The sequence below is a fragment of the Alcanivorax borkumensis SK2 genome (assembly GCF_000009365.1).
GTDB lineage: Bacteria > Pseudomonadota > Gammaproteobacteria > Pseudomonadales > Alcanivoracaceae > Alcanivorax > Alcanivorax borkumensis.
The window spans coordinates 372076-392538 of record NC_008260.1 but is presented as its reverse complement, the minus strand read 5'-3'; the positions used below and the strand labels follow the sequence as shown (position 1 = coordinate 392538).

At 56.7% G+C, this 20463-nt stretch carries 18 protein-coding genes; 13 read left to right on the top strand and 5 right to left on the bottom strand.

Features of this window, described 5'->3' with window-relative positions:
• The first annotated feature begins 3 nt into the window (after positions 1-3).
• Together thiE and hemL are read left to right on the top strand one after the other, a co-directional pair.
• Positions 4-657, top strand: a complete 654-nt coding sequence (gene thiE / locus ABO_RS01810) for a thiamine phosphate synthase (RefSeq protein WP_041704752.1) — start codon at positions 4-6, stop codon at positions 655-657.
• Positions 658-681: 24 nt separating this feature from the next.
• On the top strand, positions 682-1962 hold the full coding sequence (gene hemL, locus ABO_RS01805) for a glutamate-1-semialdehyde 2,1-aminomutase (RefSeq protein WP_011587649.1): 1281 nt from the start codon (positions 682-684) through the stop codon (positions 1960-1962).
• A 184-nt stretch (positions 1963-2146) separates the two neighbouring features.
• Here hemL and ybaK read toward each other — a convergent pair whose 3' ends face one another.
• The 3 genes from ybaK to mrcB all read right to left on the bottom strand — a co-directional run bounded on the left by ybaK (position 2147) and on the right by mrcB (position 5538).
• The gene (gene ybaK / locus ABO_RS01800) at positions 2147-2614 is read right to left on the bottom strand and encodes a Cys-tRNA(Pro) deacylase (protein WP_011587648.1); all 468 of its coding nucleotides are present in this window, start codon (positions 2612-2614) and stop codon (positions 2147-2149) included.
• Complete coding sequence (locus tag ABO_RS01795) at positions 2611-2976, bottom strand: tetratricopeptide repeat protein (protein ID WP_232501279.1); 366 nt, start codon at positions 2974-2976, stop codon at positions 2611-2613. The genes ybaK and ABO_RS01795 overlap by 4 nt, the downstream gene beginning before the upstream one ends.
• A gap of 222 nt (positions 2977-3198) precedes the next feature.
• Complete coding sequence (gene mrcB, locus ABO_RS01790; RefSeq protein ID WP_041704747.1) at positions 3199-5538, bottom strand: penicillin-binding protein 1B; 2340 nt, start codon at positions 5536-5538, stop codon at positions 3199-3201.
• Between the two features lie 154 nt (positions 5539-5692).
• On the opposite strand from mrcB, the gene ABO_RS01785 reads away from it, so the two are divergent.
• The 3 genes from ABO_RS01785 (at position 5693) to ABO_RS01775 (ending at position 8178) form a co-directional block, all read left to right on the top strand.
• Positions 5693-6697 (top strand): adenosine kinase, encoded by a 1005-nt coding sequence (locus ABO_RS01785; RefSeq protein WP_011587645.1) that lies wholly within the window; start codon positions 5693-5695, stop codon positions 6695-6697.
• 102 nt (positions 6698-6799) lie between these two features.
• The gene (locus ABO_RS01780; RefSeq protein WP_011587644.1) at positions 6800-7132 is read left to right on the top strand and encodes a Rieske (2Fe-2S) protein; all 333 of its coding nucleotides are present in this window, start codon (positions 6800-6802) and stop codon (positions 7130-7132) included.
• An 80-nt stretch (positions 7133-7212) separates the two neighbouring features.
• The gene (locus ABO_RS01775; RefSeq protein ID WP_011587643.1) at positions 7213-8178 is read left to right on the top strand and encodes a serine/threonine protein kinase; all 966 of its coding nucleotides are present in this window, start codon (positions 7213-7215) and stop codon (positions 8176-8178) included.
• 102 nt (positions 8179-8280) lie between these two features.
• Here ABO_RS01775 and sfsA read toward each other — a convergent pair whose 3' ends face one another.
• Entirely contained in the window at positions 8281-9000 is a 720-nt protein-coding gene (gene sfsA / locus ABO_RS01770; protein ID WP_011587642.1) for a DNA/RNA nuclease SfsA, read from the bottom strand.
• A complete protein-coding gene (locus tag ABO_RS01765) occupies positions 8997-10172 on the bottom strand; it encodes an aminotransferase class I/II-fold pyridoxal phosphate-dependent enzyme (RefSeq protein WP_050731496.1) in 1176 nt (391 codons plus the stop codon). Before ABO_RS01765 ends, sfsA begins: the two co-directional genes overlap by 4 nt.
• A gap of 928 nt (positions 10173-11100) precedes the next feature.
• Here ABO_RS01765 and dksA point away from each other — a divergent pair.
• From dksA to ABO_RS01725, 8 genes are all read left to right on the top strand, one after another.
• The gene (gene dksA / locus ABO_RS14360; RefSeq protein WP_197540936.1) at positions 11101-11463 is read left to right on the top strand and encodes an RNA polymerase-binding protein DksA; all 363 of its coding nucleotides are present in this window, start codon (positions 11101-11103) and stop codon (positions 11461-11463) included.
• 133 nt (positions 11464-11596) lie between these two features.
• Entirely contained in the window at positions 11597-12511 is a 915-nt protein-coding gene (gene gluQRS, locus ABO_RS01755; RefSeq protein WP_011587639.1) for a tRNA glutamyl-Q(34) synthetase GluQRS, read from the top strand.
• Positions 12512-12658: 147 nt separating this feature from the next.
• Entirely contained in the window at positions 12659-12835 is a 177-nt protein-coding gene (locus ABO_RS14500; protein WP_011587638.1) for a hypothetical protein, read from the top strand.
• Complete coding sequence (locus tag ABO_RS01745) at positions 12825-15767, top strand: ATP-binding protein (protein ID WP_144412667.1); 2943 nt, start codon at positions 12825-12827, stop codon at positions 15765-15767. The genes ABO_RS14500 and ABO_RS01745 overlap by 11 nt, the downstream gene beginning before the upstream one ends.
• Positions 15768-15803: 36 nt before the next feature.
• The gene (locus tag ABO_RS01740) at positions 15804-17132 is read left to right on the top strand and encodes a sigma-54-dependent transcriptional regulator (RefSeq protein WP_011587636.1); all 1329 of its coding nucleotides are present in this window, start codon (positions 15804-15806) and stop codon (positions 17130-17132) included.
• A gap of 611 nt (positions 17133-17743) precedes the next feature.
• Positions 17744-19099, top strand: coding sequence for a polynucleotide adenylyltransferase PcnB (pcnB, locus tag ABO_RS01735; RefSeq protein WP_101235060.1), 1356 nt, complete (start codon positions 17744-17746; stop codon positions 19097-19099).
• Positions 19099-19602 carry a 2-amino-4-hydroxy-6-hydroxymethyldihydropteridine diphosphokinase gene (gene folK, locus ABO_RS01730; RefSeq protein WP_011587634.1) on the top strand — a complete coding sequence of 168 codons (504 nt, stop codon included), beginning with the start codon at positions 19099-19101 and terminating at the stop codon, positions 19600-19602. The genes pcnB and folK overlap by 1 nt, the downstream gene beginning before the upstream one ends.
• Positions 19586-20287, top strand: coding sequence for a deoxynucleoside kinase (locus tag ABO_RS01725; protein WP_011587633.1), 702 nt, complete (start codon positions 19586-19588; stop codon positions 20285-20287). The genes folK and ABO_RS01725 overlap by 17 nt, the downstream gene beginning before the upstream one ends.
• Positions 20288-20463: the final 176 nt, after the last annotated feature.

Genomic DNA, 20463 nt, shown 5'->3' with positions numbered 1-20463 from the left:
GCCATGCCCCTCCATCGCCTCCACGGCCTCTACGCCATCACCGACCCGGCTCTGACTCCGGACGAGCACCTGCTGCCCGCCGCCGAAGCGGCGCTGCGTGGCGGCGCCAAACTGCTGCAGTACCGGGACAAAACCGCCAGCCCCACCCAGCGAGAATACCGAGCCGCCCAGCTGCGCCAGCTGTGCCACCAATACCACGCTCTGTTTATCGTCAACGACGACCCTGCCCTAGCGGCCCAAGTAAACGCTGACGGAGTCCACATCGGCCAGAGTGATGGCGGCATCAAAGCCGCCCGCGATCAACTGGGCGGCTCACGTATTATCGGCGTCACCTGCCACGGCGATTTGACATTGGCCGCCCGCGCCGCTGAAGCCGGCGCCGATTACTTGGCCATGGGCCGCTTCTTTACCTCACACACCAAACCCTTAGCGCCACCGGCCTCGCTGGCCTTACTGCGCCAAGCGTGCCAGCAGTTTCATCAACCCGTGGTAGCCATTGGCGGGGTGAATCCGGATAATGCGCCGCAACTGATCAACGCTGGCGCCGTGTCCGTGGCGGTCATCCACGCCCTCTTCGGACAAACCGACACGGATGCCATCGAAGCCGCAGCACGCCAACTCAGTGCCTGCTTTCAGACCAACCGGTCTGCCCCATAGCGAATTGATTCAAGAGGACACACCATGCCCCGCAAGCACTCTGAACAGCTTTTCCGCCAGGCCCAAAAACATATCCCCGGCGGTGTTAATTCCCCGGTGCGGGCATTCAAAAGCGTAGGCGGCACACCGGTGTTTTTCCATTCCGCCCGTGGCGCACACCTGTTCGATGAAGACGACAACAAATACATTGATTACGTGGGCTCCTGGGGCCCCATGATCCTCGGTCATAATCACCCCCATGTAGTCGCCGCCGTGCAAGCAGCCGTTGAGCAGGGTTTGAGTTTCGGCGCCCCCACCGCCACCGAAGTGGCCATGGCCGACAAGGTCTGCGAGCTCGTACCCTCCATGGATATGGTGCGCATGGTCAATTCCGGCACCGAAGCCACCATGAGCGCCATTAGACTGGCCCGCGGTTATACCGGGCGCAACAAAATCATCAAGTTTGAAGGGTGCTACCACGGCCATGTAGACAGCCTGCTAGTAAAAGCCGGCTCCGGCGCTATCGCTATTCCTGGCTCTCCCGGCGTGCCGGAAGCGGTGACCGCCGACACCCTGGTACTAGACTACAACGATGCCGCCAGCGTCACCCAAGCCTTCAAGGAACACGGCGACGACATCGCCGCCGTAATTGTGGAGCCGGTGGCCGGTAACATGAATTGTGTTCCAGCCACTGAAAATTTCCTGCAGACCCTTCGCCAACAATGTGACGACAACGGCGCGGTGCTGATTTTCGACGAAGTAATGAGTGGTTTCCGGGTTGCCTTGGGCGGTGCCCAGGGCCATTACGGCATCACCCCGGATATGACCACCCTAGGCAAGATTGTCGGCGGCGGCATGCCTGTGGGCGCCTTCGGCGGCAAGCAAGCCATCATGGAGCATCTGGCGCCGCTGGGTCCGGTCTATCAGGCGGGCACCCTGTCCGGCAATCCTGTGGCCATGGCCGCGGGCCTCGCGACTCTCAACCTGATCAGCGAGCCCGGTTTTCATCAAGCTTTGGCCGAAAAAACTACCCGATTGCTGGAAGGGCTGACAGCGGCCGCCCATGCCGAGGGGGTGGCATTCACCACAGCACAAGCCGGTGCTATGTTCGGGCTGTTTTTCACCGATCAAAATCGCATCAGCAGCTTTACAGAAGTCATGGCCTGCGACAGCGAGCGTTTCAACCGTTTCTTCCACGCCATGCTGGACCAAGGTATTTACTTGGCCCCTAGCGCATTCGAAGCCGGTTTTGTCTCTGCTGCGCACAGTAATGACGATATCGACGCAACCATCACCGCCGCTCGCAAGGCCTTCGGGAAAATTTAAACGCACAGCAGGCAGGATCACCTGTAGGAACAACGCTTAGGGTGAGAAACCCGCGGCAGCGCGAACTTGCCTGAAGGCAAGGAAACCTATCCCGTTACTCAGAGAAGCGGGTACGGCTTTCCTCGCCAAGGCGCAGGTTCACGCTTCCAGAGCGCGCCTACAGGCGCCTTTAATAGCGATCGCCTCAGTCGCGCACCAGCGCCACCATTTTCCCACCGGTCAGCGCCAGCAAATCCCGCGGCGCCATGGCGATCTCTAAGCCACGGCGACCGGCGCTCATGAAAATCTCCGCCTGCTCAGCAGCACTACTATCCAGATATAACGGCAAACGCTTCTTCTGCCCCAGTGGGCTAATGCCACCCAGCACATAACCGGTTAGCCGTTGGGCTTTGTCCGCCGGACACATCTGGGCTTTCTTTCCCCCATGGGCGCGGGCCAAACACTTCAGATCCAACTGATGGGCCACCGGCACCATGGCCACCACCGGGGCACCATCCACTAACGCTAGCAGCGTTTTGAATACCCGCTCCACCGGCAAGTTCAATGCTTGCGCCGCTTCCAGCCCGTAACTTGGCGCTTTTGGATCGTGCTCGTAACTATGCAGCCCAAACGCCACCTTGGCGCGTTTAGCGGCGTTTACCGCCGGCGTCATGCCTCAAGCGGTTTCGGTTCGCGCAATACCGCCGCACGCTCCCGAGCCGCTTTCGCTCCGCCCGCATCGCCCTGTCGATCCCGCGCGGTCGCCACCAACTCCCACAACCCGGCTTGATACTCCGGATGCTCCGGCGCTAACCGCAGTGCTTTAAGAGCAAAACCTTCTGCCCCGCGAGCATCACCCTCAGTGAGCCGCAAGTCCGCCAACTCCTTGTATAGCCAAGATGAGTCAGGGGCGATATTCAGCGCTCGCTCCAGATACCGTTCTGCCCGAGAGCTGTTTCCTTGCTGCCTCGCCTGTTCCGCACTGGCTAACAAGCTCAGTGCCGGGGAGCCCTCCAGTTCTTGGCTAGCGCTCATTGGTTGCTGCGGCTCGTGCATAACGGGCTTCACCGCACACCCTGCCATCACCACACTCAGCAGACACAATCGAACAAGCCTGTGAAAAAACAACATTCTGCCCCCTATTGTATTAAACGCGGGTTGAATTGAGAGGGCCATTGGGAAGGCCATTGAGAAAGCCGCCTAAACGGCATCGTGCTGGCCGCTAGCAACCCGCCCAAACCACAGTAATCATGGCCCTTAATCAAACAGCCCCTTAAACCACCCTTTGATGCCCTTACCGGTTTGCTTCACTGTGCCACAACCATCGCTATCTTCGGGAATGGATGCCACCAGCATAGGGTAACGGCGTGCATTGCCACAGCCTTCTGCGCTAACACGGCGGCCGTCCTTGTTCATCCATACCCATTTCACACTGGCAGGGGGCGTTTGCGACAGGCTGCGCTGGGGCAGCTTGCCCATCAATTTGGCCCACACGGGCAGAGCCCCGCTGGAACCGGTGATGCCCGCGTTCTTATTGTCATCGCGACCGACCCAAACCACCGCCAAATGATTGGCCGAGAAACCAGCAAACCAGGCATCACGGAAATCGTCACTGGTTCCGGTTTTACCGGCCACTCTCAGGTCCGCTGGCAACGACGCTCTGGCTGCCCGGGCAGTGCCTTGTTCGACTACCTGTTGCATGGCCCACTGGGTCAGAAACGCCGGCCCGGCGTCCACCACTTCATCAGTGCTAACCGGATAACGCGCTAACGGCCGCCCATCCTTATCCAACACATCGGTAATCGAGCGTAATCGAGTGCTAAAGCCGCCTGTGGCCAAGGGTTGATACATCATCGCCACCTCGAACGGCGTTAGCTCCAAACTGCCCAGCAAAATACTCGGGTACAGAGGAATGTTTCGAGTCACCCCCAAGGTCTTCATGGTATCGGCCACTTTATCTAACCCCACATCCAGACCCAGCCGGGCTGTGGCCTGGTTACGGGACAGCGCCAACACATCCACCATGGGCATGGCGCCCTTGGCCTTCTTATCAAAGTTTTGCGGCGACCACACGCTCCCATTGGGCAATTTCACCTGAATGGGGCCGTCTTCCACTAGCGTAGCCAAAGAGTAGGTTTTCGGTTGCTCGACGGCGGATAACACCACCGCCGGTTTGGCCAGCGAGCCCATCGGCCGTTGCGCATCCAGCGCCCGGTTAAAGCCGGCCTGTCGTGAATCGCGATTGCTCACCAACGCCAGTACGTCACCCTGAGCAGGGGCAACTACCACCACGGCACCGTTGAGCTTTTTAGCTTGCTTAGGGTCACGGTGATCCAAATGATCCTTCAGCGAGCCTTCTGCTGCCAGCTGAGCCAACACATCCAGGGTGGAGTGAATATGCAACCCTTCGTCGCTGAGCACTTCCGGCGGGTAGTCCCTCGCCAGCTGGCGGCGAACCAGATCAATAAACGCCGGAAAGGCATACAGTGCAGACGCCCCCCGCGGCACCACTTCCAGAGGCCTAGCGCTGAATTTCTCGTAATTCGCATTAGACAAGGCGCCTTCGTCGCGGGCCACTTTTAATACTGTATTGCGACGCTCCATGGCTCGTTCCGGGCGACGACGCGGGTCGTACCAGCTTGGCCCCTTGAGCAACGCCACCAAGGTTGCCAGCTGATGAGGCTCCAGTTCTGTTAGCGGCCGGCCGAACAGAAACTGAGAACCCAGCCCCATGCCATGAATAGCGCGGGCGCCATCTTGCCCGAGATACACCTCGTTCAGATAAGCCTCGAGAATCTGCTCTTTGCTATAATGCAGCTCCAATAGCAAGGCCATTGGCATTTCCATCAGCTTACGTGACAGGGTCCGGTCGGAGCTGAGCCAGAAATTTTTCACTAGTTGTTGCGTTAAGGTGCTACCGCCCTGCACTAAGCTACCGGCCTTGATGTTAGCCAGCATTGCGCGACTCAATCCGCGCAAAGAAATCCCGTGGTGGTCGTAAAAACTGCGGTCCTCAGTGGCAATCAGCATATCCACCAGCAACGGCGGCGCTTTATCCAGCGGCACCAACACCCGATCTTCCGCGTGCTGGGGGTGGATACTGCCAATTTGCAGCGGCTCCAGCCGGGCCAAGCGGTCACCTCCGGCTTCCAGACTGCGAATTTGGCCACCGGACAAGGACAAACGGATACGCTCTGGCTGCTCGCCGCCATCACTGTCGTTAAAGCCACGGGTATGAATCAGCAGAGAATGGCCTTGTACGGTAAAGCTACCGGGCGTGCTGGCTCGGGCATCACGCCGATAACGCATCAAATCCAGCAACTTGAGCATGTCATCTTTGGACAACACCCGGCCTTCATACAATTCCACCGGGCGAGCATAAACCCGTGCGGGCAATTGCCAAGCATGTGAATCGAACCGTTCGCGCACCAATGCATCCAAGTACGCCAAACCGGCCGCCCCCAGAACCAGACACACCAGGCTCACTTTCGCGATAAATGGCCAACTGAACCAACGCCGGCGCGAGGAGGAGGGTTTCTTTTTTCGACTGGGTTGCCGCCGCGATTTTGCGGGGGACTTTTTCGTTTTTTTCGCCATGGGCCGGAGTATAGAGAAAATTGTGGGTACTTTATGAGTGTGGAGGAACAAATATGTTCCCGGGGGGTAAACGCCTCACGTCTAGCGTACAAATTTTGCATGCTGCGCCCGGCAGCCCATAATAGCCGCCCCTGCAATCCGCTTCGGAGCTTCCATGACAAAGAAATATGACGTTTACGCCCTCGGTAATGCCCTAGTAGACACGGAAATCGAGGTCAGCGACGCCTTCTTACAGCGTATGGAAGTAGACAAAGGCCTAATGACGTTAGTGGATGAAGCCCGCCAGGCAGAACTGCTTGAAGCTCTCACCGATGAAGCCGAACCCCGCAAGCAAACCAGCGGCGGCTCCGCTTGCAACACCGTGGTCGCCACCCGCTATTTCGGCGGTAATAGTTACTACGCCTGCAAAGTGGCCGACGATACTACCGGCAGCATCTTTGTCGATGACCTAACCACTGCCGGTGTGGACACCAACATGAATGGGCCGCGAGACAGCGGCGTTTCCGGCAAATGCCTGGTGATGTTGACCCCGGATGCCGAGCGCACCATGAACACCCACCTAGGCATTTCAAGCCAAGTGTCCAACGCAGAACTGGACGAGGCGGCCATCGCTGCCAGCCACTATGTGTACCTAGAAGGCTATTTGGTCAGCGGCGACAGCTCCCGGGCTGCTGCCATCAAACTCCGCCAGCTGGCCGAGAAGCACGGGATTAAAACTTCACTGACCTTCTCCGATCCAGCCATGGTCCAGTTTTTCAAAGACGGCCTGAATGAAATGCTCGGCGAACGCGTAGACTTGTTGTTTTGCAACGAAGCCGAAGCCACCAGCTTTACTGGCACCGATAATGTAGACACAGCTTTGGCGGCGCTTAAATCACGCTGCGGCTCCGCCGTGATAACCCTCGGCGCTGAGGGCGCCTTGGCTTGGGATGGTGAACACACACACCGGATTGATCCGGTTCCGGTAAAAGCCATCGATACCAACGGGGCCGGCGACATGTTTGCCGGCGCTTTCCTGTATGCCATTACCCACGGCCATGACTTTGTCGCCGCAGGGAAATTGGCCTCAGCCGCCTCTGCGCGTCTCGTCAGCGAATTTGGCCCGCGCTTGCCGGCTGAGGTTCACCTGCAGCTTCGCAAAGCCACGCTAGGCGAATAGCCCTAAGACGGAAATTGGCGCTCGCCAATCTCCGTCTTTTTTCTACGACAGAGATAGCCTGTAAACATTTCCACCGAACAGCATTACGGAAAGCGCCGAACCATGGAACACATTTGCAACATCAACGACATTGAGCACGAAAGCGCACGGGAATATCAGAAAGATGGCCAACCCGTTTTAGTGGCAAAGTTCGACGGGCAAGTCCATGCCTACCTCAACTGGTGCCCGCATCTGGGCATTGAGCTGAACTTCATGCCCGATGAATTTATGGACAGCGACAGCCAGTTCATCATGTGCGCCAACCACGGCGCCCTGTTCGAAGTGGAAACCGGCAACTGCTTGTCTGGCCCCTGTAGTGGCGACAAACTGATCCCGGTGCCACTGGAAGTGCGGGGCGAGGAAATCTGGCTCGGAGAAGTGCCGCAGCCGGCGTAGTAAGCCGAATGCTCAAACCTGACGCCAGAGGCCAATACCGCAACAGCGTCTTCCTTACTTGTTGATCACATAGGCCGTCCATGTCTCATCCCTTCGATAACCTAACCCCCGATTACATGCTGGATGCCGTAGATGCCGCCGGCTTCCTCAGCGACGGCCGCCTGCTGCAACTGAACAGTTTTGAAAACCGGGTGTATCAGGTGGGACAGGAAGAGGGCCCTCCGGTGATTGTAAAGTTTTACCGTCCACAGCGCTGGAGCGATGAACAAATTCTCGAAGAACATGCCTTTAGTTTGTTCTTGGCGGAACGGGATTTGCCAGTGGTAGCCCCCATAGAGAAGGGTGGCACCAGCCTGTTCCACTGCGATGATTTTTCTTTTGCGGTCTTTCGCCGCGCTGGCGGCCACGCACCGGAACTGGCCAACGACGATCACTTGGAGCAACTGGGTCGCACCTTGGCCCGCTGGCATGCCTGCGGCAGTGACCGCCCCTACACGATGCGTCCCACCCTGCAGATCGTCGACGACATCCGTACCGCCAGCACCTTCCTTTGCGACGACGTAGTGGACCTGAACTACCGCGGCCAATATCGGGACGTAACCGGCCAGATACTGGAAAAGGTGGCGCAACAATTAAACGAAAGTGCGTTCCCGCTACTGAACGTGCATGGCGACTGCCACACCGGCAACATCCTCTGGCGGCCCAACGCCGACAATCAGGGCGGCCCCCACTTTGTGGATCTGGACGACAGCCTACGAGCCCCTGCCATGCAAGACATCTGGATGCTGCTCTCCGGCGATAACGATGAGCAGCAGCACCAACTACGGGTCCTTGCTCGCGGCTACGACACTTTCCTGCCGTTCCCCTGGAATCAGACACGCCTAATCGAGCCGCTGCGTCTTCGCCGCATTATCAACTACGACGCATGGCTGGCCAAACGCTGGGACGACCCGGCCTTTCCCCCCGCCTTCCCGTGGTTCGAATCGATGAACTACTGGGGTAATCAAGTGACCCTGTTGCAGCAGCAACTACAGGACCTCCCCTAATCAACGCCAGCCCTTTACTTGCAGGCCCCATTTCCCCAAGGGCACAGCACCGAGCCACAGAGGCGGCATCCCACATCCGGCGCAATGGGCATTAAATAAGCCCTACAAATCAAGGGGCAACGGCTCTTTTAGCCTGAAGCACTGCGCCGACACCTCGCTCTTCCAGGCCAGCACCTCCACGCCATTCTCTATCGCCTCGCGCAACAACTGTCCATAGCGGGCATCGATCTCATCCGCCGGTCGCGCCGCCGTGGCGCCACTGTGCTGAACGCAAAAGAACAACACCGCGCGTTTTCCCGACGCGACCACATCCATCAGCGTCTGCAAGTGCTTCTGGCCCCGCTCGGTGACCGAATCCGGAAAAGCGATGACGCCGTCATCCTTGTCATCTGGCCCCGGACCCAGGGTGACGTTTTTCACTTCAATAAAGGTATGTGGGTCGGCCCGCTCGCCCAGCGCCAGGTCAAAGCGACTGTCCCCGTATTTCACCTCCCGCTCCACGCCACTGGTTGAATCCAGCATGGGGAACTGTCCGGCCCGCACCGCTTCTTCCACCAACGCATTGGGGCGGGCGGTATTGACCCCGGCCCAGTGGCCGTGAGCCACCTGCAAGGCTTCCAGGGTGTGGCGATATTTGCGTTTCGGATTGCCACTATCCGAAATCAGCGCCTGCTGTGGCCCGCCCAACACACAATTTTTCATGGAGCCGGTGTTCGGGCAGTGCACGGTAATTTCGCTGCCATCGGCGCGAACCACATCTGCCATAAACCGTTTGTAGCGCCGCAATAGCGTTACGGTTTCCAGCGGGGGATCAAACTTCACAGGGACTCCAGATACTGTTCCAGCCGACGCAATGCCTCTGTTAGCCGCGCCTCGCTGCAAGTGTAGGCCAACCGCACAAAATGCCGGTGATCATGACCTTGACCAAAATCCAACCCAGGGGTCATAGCCACCTTGGCCTTTTCCAGCAGGTTCGCACAGAAAGCAAAACTGTCGTCGGTGTAATCACTCACATCCACGTACACATAGAAAGCACCATCCGCCCGCGACACCACCGGCAATTTCAAATGTGCCAAACCATTGAGTAGACACTGGCGGCGGCGCGCCAATAATTGATGTCGTTGCTCCAAAATGGTCAGGGTCGGTTCCTGCAGTGCAGCCAACGCCCCATACTGGGCCGGTGTAGATGGTGCAAGAAACAGGTTCTGAGCCAGCCGCTCAATGGCCGGCACCAGCGGCTCCGGGGCCACCAACCAACCTAACCGCCAGCCCGTCATGCAGAAATATTTGCTGAAACTATTGATCACCAACACAGGAGCCGAACCAGCCAGCACCGATGACGCTGGCTGGGTGTAACATAGACCCTGGTAGATTTCGTCCACCAACAAAATGCCGCCTTTTTCTTGCGCGCCCTGCGCCAGCTGCTGCAAAACCTCCGCCGGCACCATATTGCCGGTGGGATTATCAGGGCTAGCCACCATGGCCACTCGAGTATTGGCTTGCCACTGCGCCATAAACGCTTCGGAGTCCACATTGAAATGGTTGCCGGCCTGCAGTACCACCGGCTGCGGTTCGCCACCCACCAGGCGCACGAACTGTCGGTTACAGGGGTAACCAGGATCGGTCAGCAGCACGCCGTCCCCCGGATTGAGCAATGCCGCCAGCGCCAACTGTAGAGCCCCCGACGCCCCTGGCGTCACGACCACCTGCGCCGGGCTGACTTGAGCCCCAAAGCGCTTCCGGTAATCGTCCGCAATCGCCTCACGCAGGGCCGGCAGGCCAGCGGCAGGGGTATAGCCGGTGCACCCGTGCGTTACCGCGTCCTGAATGGCTGCCAGCACCGGCTCAGGGGTAGTGAAATCCGGCTCCCCCACTTCCAAGTGAATCACGTCATGTCCTTGAGCCGACAGTGCTTGTGCCCGCTCCAGCAAGGCCATCACATGAAAAGGCGGAACGCGCCGAGCAAATTCAGACAGGCTCGGTGTCATAGTCATACTCCCTGAAAATACGTGACTAACGGTGCCCGATAGCAACACCCTGATACGGCACAACAGGGCAAAAACACAGGAAAGAGGGCTCTGTGACAAGATTCCTCTTTCCTGTTGCGCCCGCATAGCTATAATCGGCTAGATTTTCACCAGCGACGGCTTGAAAATGTTCAGTGGCCCGCAGATTGGTGGCAACCCTTACCCTGACGGGGTAAGGTCGAAGATTACATTATGATCGGCCTTGACGATATCAGGCTGGCACCCAAGGATTGCGGGTTACCGATAGAGAGTCGCGAAGATGCTAAGGGAGTTAATTAAAATGGCCACCGGCAAGAAAAAAGCTTCCTCAAAGGCGGCTAAAAAACAAACCCCCGACTCTGCTTCCAGCAGCAAGAACCCCCCTGCATCGGTAAAAACGGCAAATAAGAAGACCCCAGCCAAAAAAGTGGCTGCGAAGAAGGCGACTGCAAAAAAGGCAACCGCTAAAGCCGCAACCAAGCCCGCTGCAAAAAAAGCCGCTGCGAAGAAACCTTCCACCACAAAAACGGCGAGTAAGGCAGTCGCAACTTCTAAGAAAGCCACGACTACCTCACCCGTAAAAGCCCCGGCAGCCAAACGCCAGGCCAAGGCCAAACCGGCCTCCAAGGCCGCCGCAAAAAAGGCCTCCACCAACAAGACAACCCTCGCGACACCGAGAACAAAATTACCCGCATCAGGCAAGGCTACCGCAGCCGCTCGATCTGCTGCTGCGAAAGCCACCGCACACGCGGGTTCTGCACGAACAGCAGCTGCCGGCAAAAAGACTTCGCCGAGCCGCTCCCCCTCTTCTGCTCAGGTAAATTCGAAAGTGAAAAAGAAAACCTCTAGTTCCTCTGCATCACAGGCCCAGGTTCACGGCTTCACGCCTTACCAACCCGGCCCTGATGAGGAATATATGAATGAAAAGCAACGCGAACACTTCCGCAACATCTTGCTGGCCTGGCGCCAGGAACTAATGGAGGAAGCGGACCGCACCATGCATCATCTGCAGGACGAGCAAGCCAACCTGCCCGACCCGGCCGATCGCGCCACGCAGGAAGAAGAATTTGCCCTGGAACTGCGCACCCGTGACCGCGAACGAAAACTGCTTAAGAAAATCGAGAAGACCCTCGATCTGGTTGACAAGGACGACTATGGCTTCTGTGAAGCATGTGGCGTAGAAATCGGTATTCGCCGCTTGGAAGCTCGCCCCACCGCAGAGTTGTGTATCGATTGCAAAGAACTGGCCGAAATCAAAGAACGGCAAGTGGCGGGATAAACCCTCAAGCTCCAAGCGACCACGCGTTATGACTTTCAAGATGAGTCAACTAGGGCCGCGCCCCAACTTGGGATGCGGCTTCCTCGTTTTCAGTCGCTGATGTTTTACTTATAGCTCGTAGCTTGAGGCTACCATGTCGTACCGAGGACGTTTCGCCCCAACCCCCTCTGGCCCACTGCACTTCGGTTCACTGGTAGCCGCACTGGCCAGCTGGCTAGAGGCCCGCTCCTGTGGCGGGACATGGCTGGTGCGCATTGATGATTTGGATCCACCGCGGGAAGTGCCCGGCGCAGCTGATCGAATTTTGAGGCAGTTGGAAGCATTCGGCCTACACTGGGACGAGACCGTTCGTTACCAGAGCCAACGCAGCGATGCCTACCAGGCGGCGGTGACACAATTGGTCGACAGCGGCCATGCCTTTCATTGCCGTCTGACTCGCAAAGAGCTAGCCAGCCTGAACCATTGCCACCCCGGCATCAGCGCCGCTGTGGCCGCTGATGCCGATACTGCCGTACGCCTGCATGTCCCAGACCGCCAACTTTGTTACTCAGATAACATTCAAGGGCACGTCTGCAATAACCTCCACCGTGATGGTGGTGCCTTTGTAATCCGCCGTCGCGATGGCCTGTTTGGCTACCAGCTCGCCTGTGCACTGGACGATGCCGATGAGGCGATTACTCATGTATTACGTGGTGCCGATCTACTTGGCTCAACCCTGCGCCAGCGCTGGCTATTGGAATGTCTTAAACGCCCTATACCCGACTATGCGCATTTGCCAGTGGTCTCCAGCGGTCGCAATGTAAAACTTTCCAAATCTGCAGGCAGTAACGCTCTGGATCCTAATCGGGCCAACCAGCTACTCTCCGCCGCCTTGAGCTGCATGGGCCTGCAACCACCAGCTGATTTGCAAAGCACAAGCCCCGCAGCCTTACTCGCGTGGGCGACAACCCATTACCCTGAACACCAGTGGCCTCCCGGCCACCAACAGCCGTTACCCGACGGGCTCAACGTTGAAGATACCGTTGAGCCCCCTCCGCAGCCAACATAGCCCTTGCCATAAATCGCTGGGGCTGCCTTACAACGCATTCGACTAACCCCGCGTTTCAACTTTCAATCCAAGACGTTCAACCCAGTCCTGCTTTTACACACCTCACCCCCTGACGTATGCTCTTGCACCAGAGGGCCTTAACCACCTATGTATACTGATCGCCTGCTTATTATTTTTATTCTCGGCACCTACCTGCTATCTCCAGCCATCATTGAATGGTGGAGCGAAGGTGGGCGTGCTTGGTATCGCCCCTACCTAATCTGGCTAGGCCTTATTGCCTTGAGTTACTGGATTGCCAAGATTAAGGATGCCGATGGTCTATAGCGTTAGCGACCTCATCCTGATCGCCTGTGGCTACCTTTTTTTCCTTTTTATGGTGGCCTGGATCACCGAGCGCGGCTGGTTACCAGCAAGGTTGGTCCGTCATCCCGCCGTGTACGTTTTTTCTCTGGGCGTATACGCCAGCGCTTGGGCGGTATATGGATCGGTGGGCTATGCTTACCAATACGGCTATAACTTTCTCTCCTACTTTCTCGGCATCTCCGGGATCTTTCTGCTCGCCCCCATATTGCTGGCACCGATACTACGCCTCACGGCCACTTACCAGCTAAGCTCGCTGGCAGACTTGTTTTCCTTCCGCTATCGCAGTCGCCTAGCCGGTGCCACAACTACCGTTATCATGTTGATCGGCGTTTTACCTCTGCTGGCTCTACAACTCAAAGCTGTGGCGGAGTCTATTCAGATCCTCAGCGACACGTCTGATCCCCGTGATCTAGCCGCCGGCTTCTGCTTTATGATGGTGATCTTTGCCATTCTATTCGGCGCCCGCCACGCTACTGCCAGAGAAAAACACGAAGGGCTAGTCGTCGCCATCGCCATGGAATCGCTGATTAAATTGTTAGCCTTTGGCGCAGTTGCATTACTGGGGTTATACGGCGTGTTTGACGGGCCGGAAAGCCTCGGCAACTGGCTGGACGAGCACCCTGAAATGCTGGCCCGGCTCTATTATCCCCTGCAGGATGGTAGTTGGCATTCCATGATCATGGCGTTTTTCGTCTCCGCCGTCGTGCTGCCACACATGTTTTACATGGCGTTCACCGAAAACTTGAATCCCCGGGCTCTGATCACCGCAAGCTGGGCGCTGCCGTTAATGTTTCTAATCATGGCCCTATGTGTACCTGTAATTCTATGGGCCGCCGCCGCCAGCAATGCCCCCACCTCCCCAGATTACTATGCGCTGGGTATTGGCATGGTGACCGGCGGGCATGGAGCCATTCTCGGTTATATTGCTGGCTTGGCCGGCGCCAGCGGCATGCTGATTGTGGCCACCCTAGCCTTGTCTGGGATGTGCCTGAACCACTTGGTACTGCCGGTCAGCCCGTTGCATCGGGGTCAAAACCTATACCGAAACTTGTTGTGGACCCGGCGCATTCTGATCGCCGCCATTCTCGCCCTAGCCTATCTGTTCTATCGTTTCACCGGCACCGAGCACACCTTGGTTGAGCTGGGCGTGCTGTCGTTCGTTGCCACCCTGCAGTTTGTCCCCGGACTGATCGGTGCTCTGTTCTGGCCTTCGGGCAACCGCAACGGTTTATTTGCCGGTCTCGTTCTTGGCTTCCTGCTATGGCTACTGTTATTGCTGCTGCCCATCACCTACCCACAATGGCAATTTCAAGGGCTCATGGAATTGCTCGGCATGCGCTTCCAAACCGGCGCCAACCAATGGCACCACGTGGCCATTGTTTCGGTCACCGCCAACACATTGCTGTACGCCATCATCTCCATTGTTACCCCGATGTCGCAGGCAGAGCAAAACGCCGCCCAAGCCTGTGCTGTGGGTAGCTTACGCCGCCCCTACCGATGGGAACTGAAAACCAAAAGCGTAGACAACTTCATTGAAGCGCTGACCCAACCGCTGGGTCCGATCACCGCCACACGTGAAGTAGAAATGGCGCTGCGCGACCTGCGCCTGCCGCGCACAGAAACACGCCCCTACGCCTTACGGCGGCTGCGCGATCAGCTAGAAACCAACCTTTCCGGCCTGCTAGGACCATCAGTATCGCACCAGTTGATGGACGACCATTTACCTTACCTGCCCGAAGAGCAGCAACGCTCCAGCGAAGATATCCAGTTTATTGAGTCACGCTTGGAGCAATACCGTGATCGACTCTCCGGGCTAGCGGCAGAGTTAGACAGCCTGCGTCGCTTCCATCGCCAAACACTACTCGAGCTGCCCATGGGGGTTATCTCGCTGGGCGCGGACCGGGAGATCATCGGCTGGAACCGGGCTATGGAAGAATTAACGGGGATTACTGCCGCCGGCACTATCGGCTCCCGATTAGCGGACCTAGCTTCACCGTGGGGCGAATTCCTGACCCAGTTCAGCCGTGATGACAACCCGCACCAACCGCAGCAATCTTTGGAGGTGGACCGACAGACCCGCTGGCTAAGCCTCCATAAATCCGAAGTCCTTGGCACCGGCACCTCGGAACAAGCCGGCGGCCAGGTGGTGGTAATTGAGGACATTACCGAGCTGCGCCAAATGGAAGCCCATCTGACTCATAATGAACGGCTTGCCTCTATCGGCCGACTAGCCGCCGGTATCGCCCACGAAATTGGCAACCCGGTTACCGCCATCGCCTGCCTCGCCCAGAATTTAGACAGTGAAACCGACGCCGAAGAACAACTGGAATCGAGCCAGCAAATCCTTGAACAAACCCGCCGCATTACCCGTATCGTGGAATCACTGGTCACCTTTAGCCATTCAGGGGGCATCAGGCACAGCCAGCATGTGCCAGTAAATATCCGCGACACCGTGGATGAAGCCGTATCTCTGTTACTGCTGGATCCAGACCACCGCCAGCAACCCTTCGACAACCGAAGTAAACCCGAACACTGGGTTCAAGGCGACCCTCAGCGCCTACTACAGGTATTCATCAATCTGCTGGGTAACGCCGCCGACGCCAGTATTGATAAACAACCGGTAGTCATTCTCAGCAACGCCACCGATCAAGCAGTGAATGTGATTGTGGAAGATCAAGGCCACGGCATTCCTGAAGAATTGCGCGACGCTCTATTTGAGCCTTTTGTTACCAGTAAGCCCCCTGGTCGCGGAACAGGCCTTGGGTTGGCACTGGTTTACAGTATTATCAAAGAGCACTTGGGCTCGATTCAGGTGGAAAGCCCTGTTGCTGAACAGGGCGGCACACGGTTTATTATTCAACTACCCATGCACACTCCTACCGACGGGGCGTAATACGCCGTTGAAAGACAGGACAGGATCAAGCCATTCATGAGTCACATTCTGATTGTTGAAGATGAGCCCGTTATTCGCGGCGCTCTGCGCAAGCTGCTGGTACGCCATGAACACTCGGTAGAAGAAGCGGAATCCGTTGAGCAAGCCCTCGAGAACAACCTCAATCAGTTCGACCTGATCATCAGCGACCTGCGCCTACCCGGTGAACCCGGCACCAATCTGATCGAGGCGGCTGGCAATACGCCAGTGCTGATCATGACTAGCTATGCCAGCCTACGCTCTGCGGTGGACGCCATGCGACTGGGCGCAGTGGATTACATTCCCAAGCCCTTTGACCACGATGAAATGCTACTCGCCGTGGACCGGGTGCTGAAAGAGGGTCGGCTAAACCGGGGCAACCGTGCCTTACGGCGCGATTTGGAGCGCAGTTTTCCTGTCCGCAATATGGTCGGAGACAGCCCCGCTATGCAGGAACTCAAGCACCGCATCAGCCGTGTGGCGCCCACCAACACACCGGTTCTGATTATGGGCGAGGCAGGCACAGGCAAAGAGCTCACCGCCCGCGCTTTGCACGAACACAGCAAACGAATCAACGGGCCTCTCGTATCAATACAGTGCGCAGCACTGCCCAAGAACCTGCAACTCACCGAACTCTTCGGCGATGATGAACAGCCCGGGCGAATCGAAGAGGCGGATGGGGGAACCTTGTTTCTTGATGAAGTAGGAGAGCTCGCCAGCGATGTGCAAAGCCGCCTGTTGACCTTGTTAACCCATCATGAAATTCACCGGCAAGGGTCTCTGTCCCCCCGCCGTGTCGACGTGCGCATTCTTGCCAGTAACCAACTGGATTTACCCAACCGAATTACTGACGGCAGCTTCCGTCAAGACCTTTATTACCGACTCAACGTCATGGAACTGACCCTTCCTCCGCTCAGAGACCGACACGAAGACCTAGAGCCTCTAGCTAACGCACTGCTGGCAAGGGGCAGTGAGAAACTCAACCGCCCAAACCTACATTTTACGCCACAAGCCTTGGGAGCCATGCACAGCTACAGCTGGCCCGGCAATGTACGTGAACTGGAAAATGTTATCGAGAGAGCCATTATTCTCACCGAAGAAGACGGTATCGGTCCTGCTCAATTGGGTCTAAACCCTAGCCGCCCCCCCCAACGAGTCAGCCGAGCAAGTCTAGACCCCAGCGAAGACCTGTCTCTGGAGGACTATTTCACCCGTTTCGTGATGGAAAATCAGGACAGCATGACCGAAACCGAGTTAGCTCAGAAATTGGGCATAAGCCGGAAAAGCCTATGGGAACGACGCCAACGGCTGGGAATACCGCGCAAGAAGTCCAGTATTCGACGCTAAACCAACCCGAGCTGACCACAAAGCCCAACTCGCCAATTATTAATGGTTAATCCAGAAAAACCTTAATTTAAGACACGAAAAAAGAAATAGGATCAGAAACACGCCCCCAAAGCACCTCAAGTGTTACCGCCCTACACAAGCAGGTAACACAAACGTTACCTGACCCTGACCGCATTTAAGATTGGTTCCCAGTAAAAATGTAAGGCCATGATTTTAATCATTTTTTCGATCAGTTGCATTACCAGGGGGGGACGGGCACTATGAATTCCACGCCAGCAAACAACAACAACAAGGGCGTTAAGGCTTAAACAATAACAACAAGAAAGAAGAACAATAATTTCACGAGCCGATGCAGCGCAGCTGCAACTGATGATTGCAGCAAAAGGCAGAAAACAACACAAACAATAATAATAAACAGAATCAGCGCAAAATATGGGAGTCACAACTTCGGTTGTGGCTCCTTTTTGCTTTCAGGTCTGCGCTCACTCGCCGCCGGCTTGGCCTACTACACCAAAGACATCTCAACTGGCGAAAAAAAGTGCTACTATCTCCGCCTTATTGCTTAATTTAAAGGCCGAATTTTTCGCATGCCCTGCAAGCTTCTCAAACATATGACACGCTGGTTTACTCCAAGTTCCGCAGATTCTGCCGGCCCGCTGGAACCCCGCGTCATTCCTCGCGATCAACATCCCATTTCCCGCCAGCAAGTTTCCCGCGCCGCCCTTAATGTGCTCTACGGGTTACACAAGGGAGGATTTGAGGCTTATCTGGTCGGGGGCTGCCTGCGCGACATCCTCTGCGGTCGCGAACCCAAGGATTTTGACGTTTCCACCAATGCCACCCCGGAACAGGTACAGCGCCTTTTCAAGCGCAGCCGCATTATTGGTCGACGCTTTCAAATCGTTCATGTTCGCTTTGGTCGCGAAGTCATTGAAGTCTCCACATTTCGAGCCAAGGCCAGTGACGACAACCAGGACCGAAATAAGCACCATGCTCATGAAGAAACCGGCATGGTACTGCGCGATAACACCTGGGGCAGCATAGAAGAAGACGCCCTGCGTCGCGATTTCACCATCAACGCCCTGTACTACAATATTGCTGATTTTTCCCTGCATGATTTTGTCGGCAGCATGGAAGATATTGACCAGGAAACAATCCGCCTGATTGGTGACCCGGAGCAACGCTTTCGCGAAGACCCTGTACGTATGCTGCGCGCGGCCCGTTTCGCCGCCAAACTGGGCTTCGAAATAGAAAAAAGTACCGCCAGTCGCATCCCAGATATGGCTGAATTATTGCTGCAGGTACCTTCCGCACGTCTATTTGACGAGGTACTCAAACTCTTCCTCAGCGGCCACGCCCGAGCATCGTATGAACAGCTACAAGAACTGGGCCTGTTCCGCTTCCTATTTCCGGAAACCCAGCAAGCACTGGAAGGAGACCAAGGCAAGACGTGGGAGGCCATGCTACTGGCCGCTATGGACAACACCGACCGCCGTCTGCTGATGGATAAGCCCGTTACTCCCGCTTTTATCTATGCAGTATTATTGTGGCCGGTGATCCAGCAGCGTCTTACCGGTTACTTGTCTAGTGGCCTACCCCCGGCACAGGCACTACACAAGTCCGCCACCAGGGCCCTCAACCTGCAAATCAAGCACACCGCTATCCCCCGTCGTTTCTCCACCGTGATGCGAGAAATGTGGGAGCTACAGCTGCGGCTGGACAAACGTGCCGGCCGGCGTGCTGATGCGATGATGGAGCACCCTCGTTTCCGGGCCGCCTACGATTTCCTATTATTGCGCGAGCAATGCGGTGAAATTGAACCAGGATTAGGCGACTGGTGGACCCGCTACCAGGAAGAAGATGAGAGCGGTCGCCGGGAAATGATCAGCGAACTAGGCAACCGCGGAGGCGGCAACAACAAACGTCGTCGCCGCCGGCGCCGGCCAAAGCCTGCTGCAGATAATTGATGCAAGCGTTTATTGGGCTTGGAAGCAACCTGGATCAGCCGGCACAACGGCTGACCAGCGCCTTGCTGGCCATGGCACACCTGCCTGGCCTTACCTTGCAACACCATTCCCGCCTGTATACTAGCGCCCCCATTGGCCCGCAGGACCAACCCGATTACGTCAACGCTGTCGCCGAAGTGCAAAGCTCATTAACGCCACATGCCTTGCTCAATAGCCTGCAGGCCTTAGAACTGGCCGCCGGCCGTCAACGCTTGCGTCATTGGGGGGAGCGAACCCTCGACCTAGATATTCTATTACTCGGTGATCAACGCATTGACACCGTCGACCTTCAGGTCCCCCATCCGCAAATGACCCAACGCGCTTTTGTGCTTCACCCGCTACTGGAAATCGCACCTCACTGCATCTTGCCCGATGGCACCGCTCTGAGTAGTTTCCTCGATCAGGTAACCGAACAAACGCTTTCACCGCTATCAGAACTGGATCGCGATGCACTCATCGACTGAATTAACCTTAACTGAACGAATTGAACAGCGCCGGCAAGCAGGCACCCTGCCTCGCTTTATCGCTGTGGAAGGCCCCATTGGGGCAGGGAAAACCAGCCTGGCCAAGCGGCTGGCCATGACCTTTGGCTATGATTTGTTACTAGAGCAAGCCGACGACAACCCCTTTCTGACCCGCTTCTATCAGGACCCGACCCGCTACGCGCTGCAGACCGAACTTTTCTTCTTGTTTCAGCGGGCGGACCAGCTGCGTCAGGTCCAGCAACAGGATCTATTTGCCGGCCCTCGGATTGCGGACTTTCTGATCGACAAAAACCGGCTGTTTGCTCAGGTCACTCTCGATGAAGATGAATTTCAGCTGTATAGCAATGTAGATGACCATCTAACGGTGGACGCTCCCCGCCCGGATCTAGTGATTTACTTGCAAGCCCCCTCTCAGGTGCTGCGCCAACGTATCGGCCACCGGGGCAACAATTTCGAGCAGGGTATTGCCAGCGATTATCTGGATAAACTCAGTAACGCTTATACCGAATTCTTCCATTTTTACGACCGCGCCCCGCTGCTCATCGTCAACGCAGCGGAGATAGACCTGGTCAACCATGATCGAGACTATCAGCAGCTGATCAGCGAGTTACTGGACATCCGCTCCGGTCGCCACTATTTTAACCCCCGGCCACTGGTAGGCTGAAAAACTAGCTTCGAGCTACAGGCTTCAAGCTACAACGCGACATGGCCCTGTGCGTACTATAGCCGGGAAGCCCAAAGGACGTTTGCGCGTGGGCATATTGCTCCGAAGCCTGACAGACTTGACCGTGTTGTAGCTTGAAGCCTGTAGCTCGTCCCTGAATTTCCCTGGGAGGTATC

Coding starts and splice junctions, on each gene's coding strand:
- thiE (WP_041704752.1), top strand. CDS start 4: ATGCCCCTCCATCGCCTCCACGGCCTCTACGCCATCACCGACCCGGCT.
- hemL (WP_011587649.1), top strand. CDS start 682: ATGCCCCGCAAGCACTCTGAACAGCTTTTCCGCCAGGCCCAAAAACAT.
- ybaK (WP_011587648.1), bottom strand. CDS start 2,614: ATGACGCCGGCGGTAAACGCCGCTAAACGCGCCAAGGTGGCGTTTGGG.
- ABO_RS01795 (WP_232501279.1), bottom strand. CDS start 2,976: ATGAGCGCTAGCCAAGAACTGGAGGGCTCCCCGGCACTGAGCTTGTTA.
- mrcB (WP_041704747.1), bottom strand. CDS start 5,538: ATGGCGAAAAAAACGAAAAAGTCCCCCGCAAAATCGCGGCGGCAACCC.
- ABO_RS01785 (WP_011587645.1), top strand. CDS start 5,693: ATGACAAAGAAATATGACGTTTACGCCCTCGGTAATGCCCTAGTAGAC.
- ABO_RS01780 (WP_011587644.1), top strand. CDS start 6,800: ATGGAACACATTTGCAACATCAACGACATTGAGCACGAAAGCGCACGG.
- ABO_RS01775 (WP_011587643.1), top strand. CDS start 7,213: ATGTCTCATCCCTTCGATAACCTAACCCCCGATTACATGCTGGATGCC.
- ABO_RS01765 (WP_050731496.1), bottom strand. CDS start 10,172: ATGACTATGACACCGAGCCTGTCTGAATTTGCTCGGCGCGTTCCGCCT.
- dksA (WP_197540936.1), top strand. CDS start 11,101: ATGAATGAAAAGCAACGCGAACACTTCCGCAACATCTTGCTGGCCTGG.
- gluQRS (WP_011587639.1), top strand. CDS start 11,597: ATGTCGTACCGAGGACGTTTCGCCCCAACCCCCTCTGGCCCACTGCAC.
- ABO_RS14500 (WP_011587638.1), top strand. CDS start 12,659: ATGTATACTGATCGCCTGCTTATTATTTTTATTCTCGGCACCTACCTG.
- ABO_RS01745 (WP_144412667.1), top strand. CDS start 12,825: ATGGTCTATAGCGTTAGCGACCTCATCCTGATCGCCTGTGGCTACCTT.
- ABO_RS01740 (WP_011587636.1), top strand. CDS start 15,804: ATGAGTCACATTCTGATTGTTGAAGATGAGCCCGTTATTCGCGGCGCT.
- pcnB (WP_101235060.1), top strand. CDS start 17,744: ATGACACGCTGGTTTACTCCAAGTTCCGCAGATTCTGCCGGCCCGCTG.
- folK (WP_011587634.1), top strand. CDS start 19,099: ATGCAAGCGTTTATTGGGCTTGGAAGCAACCTGGATCAGCCGGCACAA.
- ABO_RS01725 (WP_011587633.1), top strand. CDS start 19,586: ATGCACTCATCGACTGAATTAACCTTAACTGAACGAATTGAACAGCGC.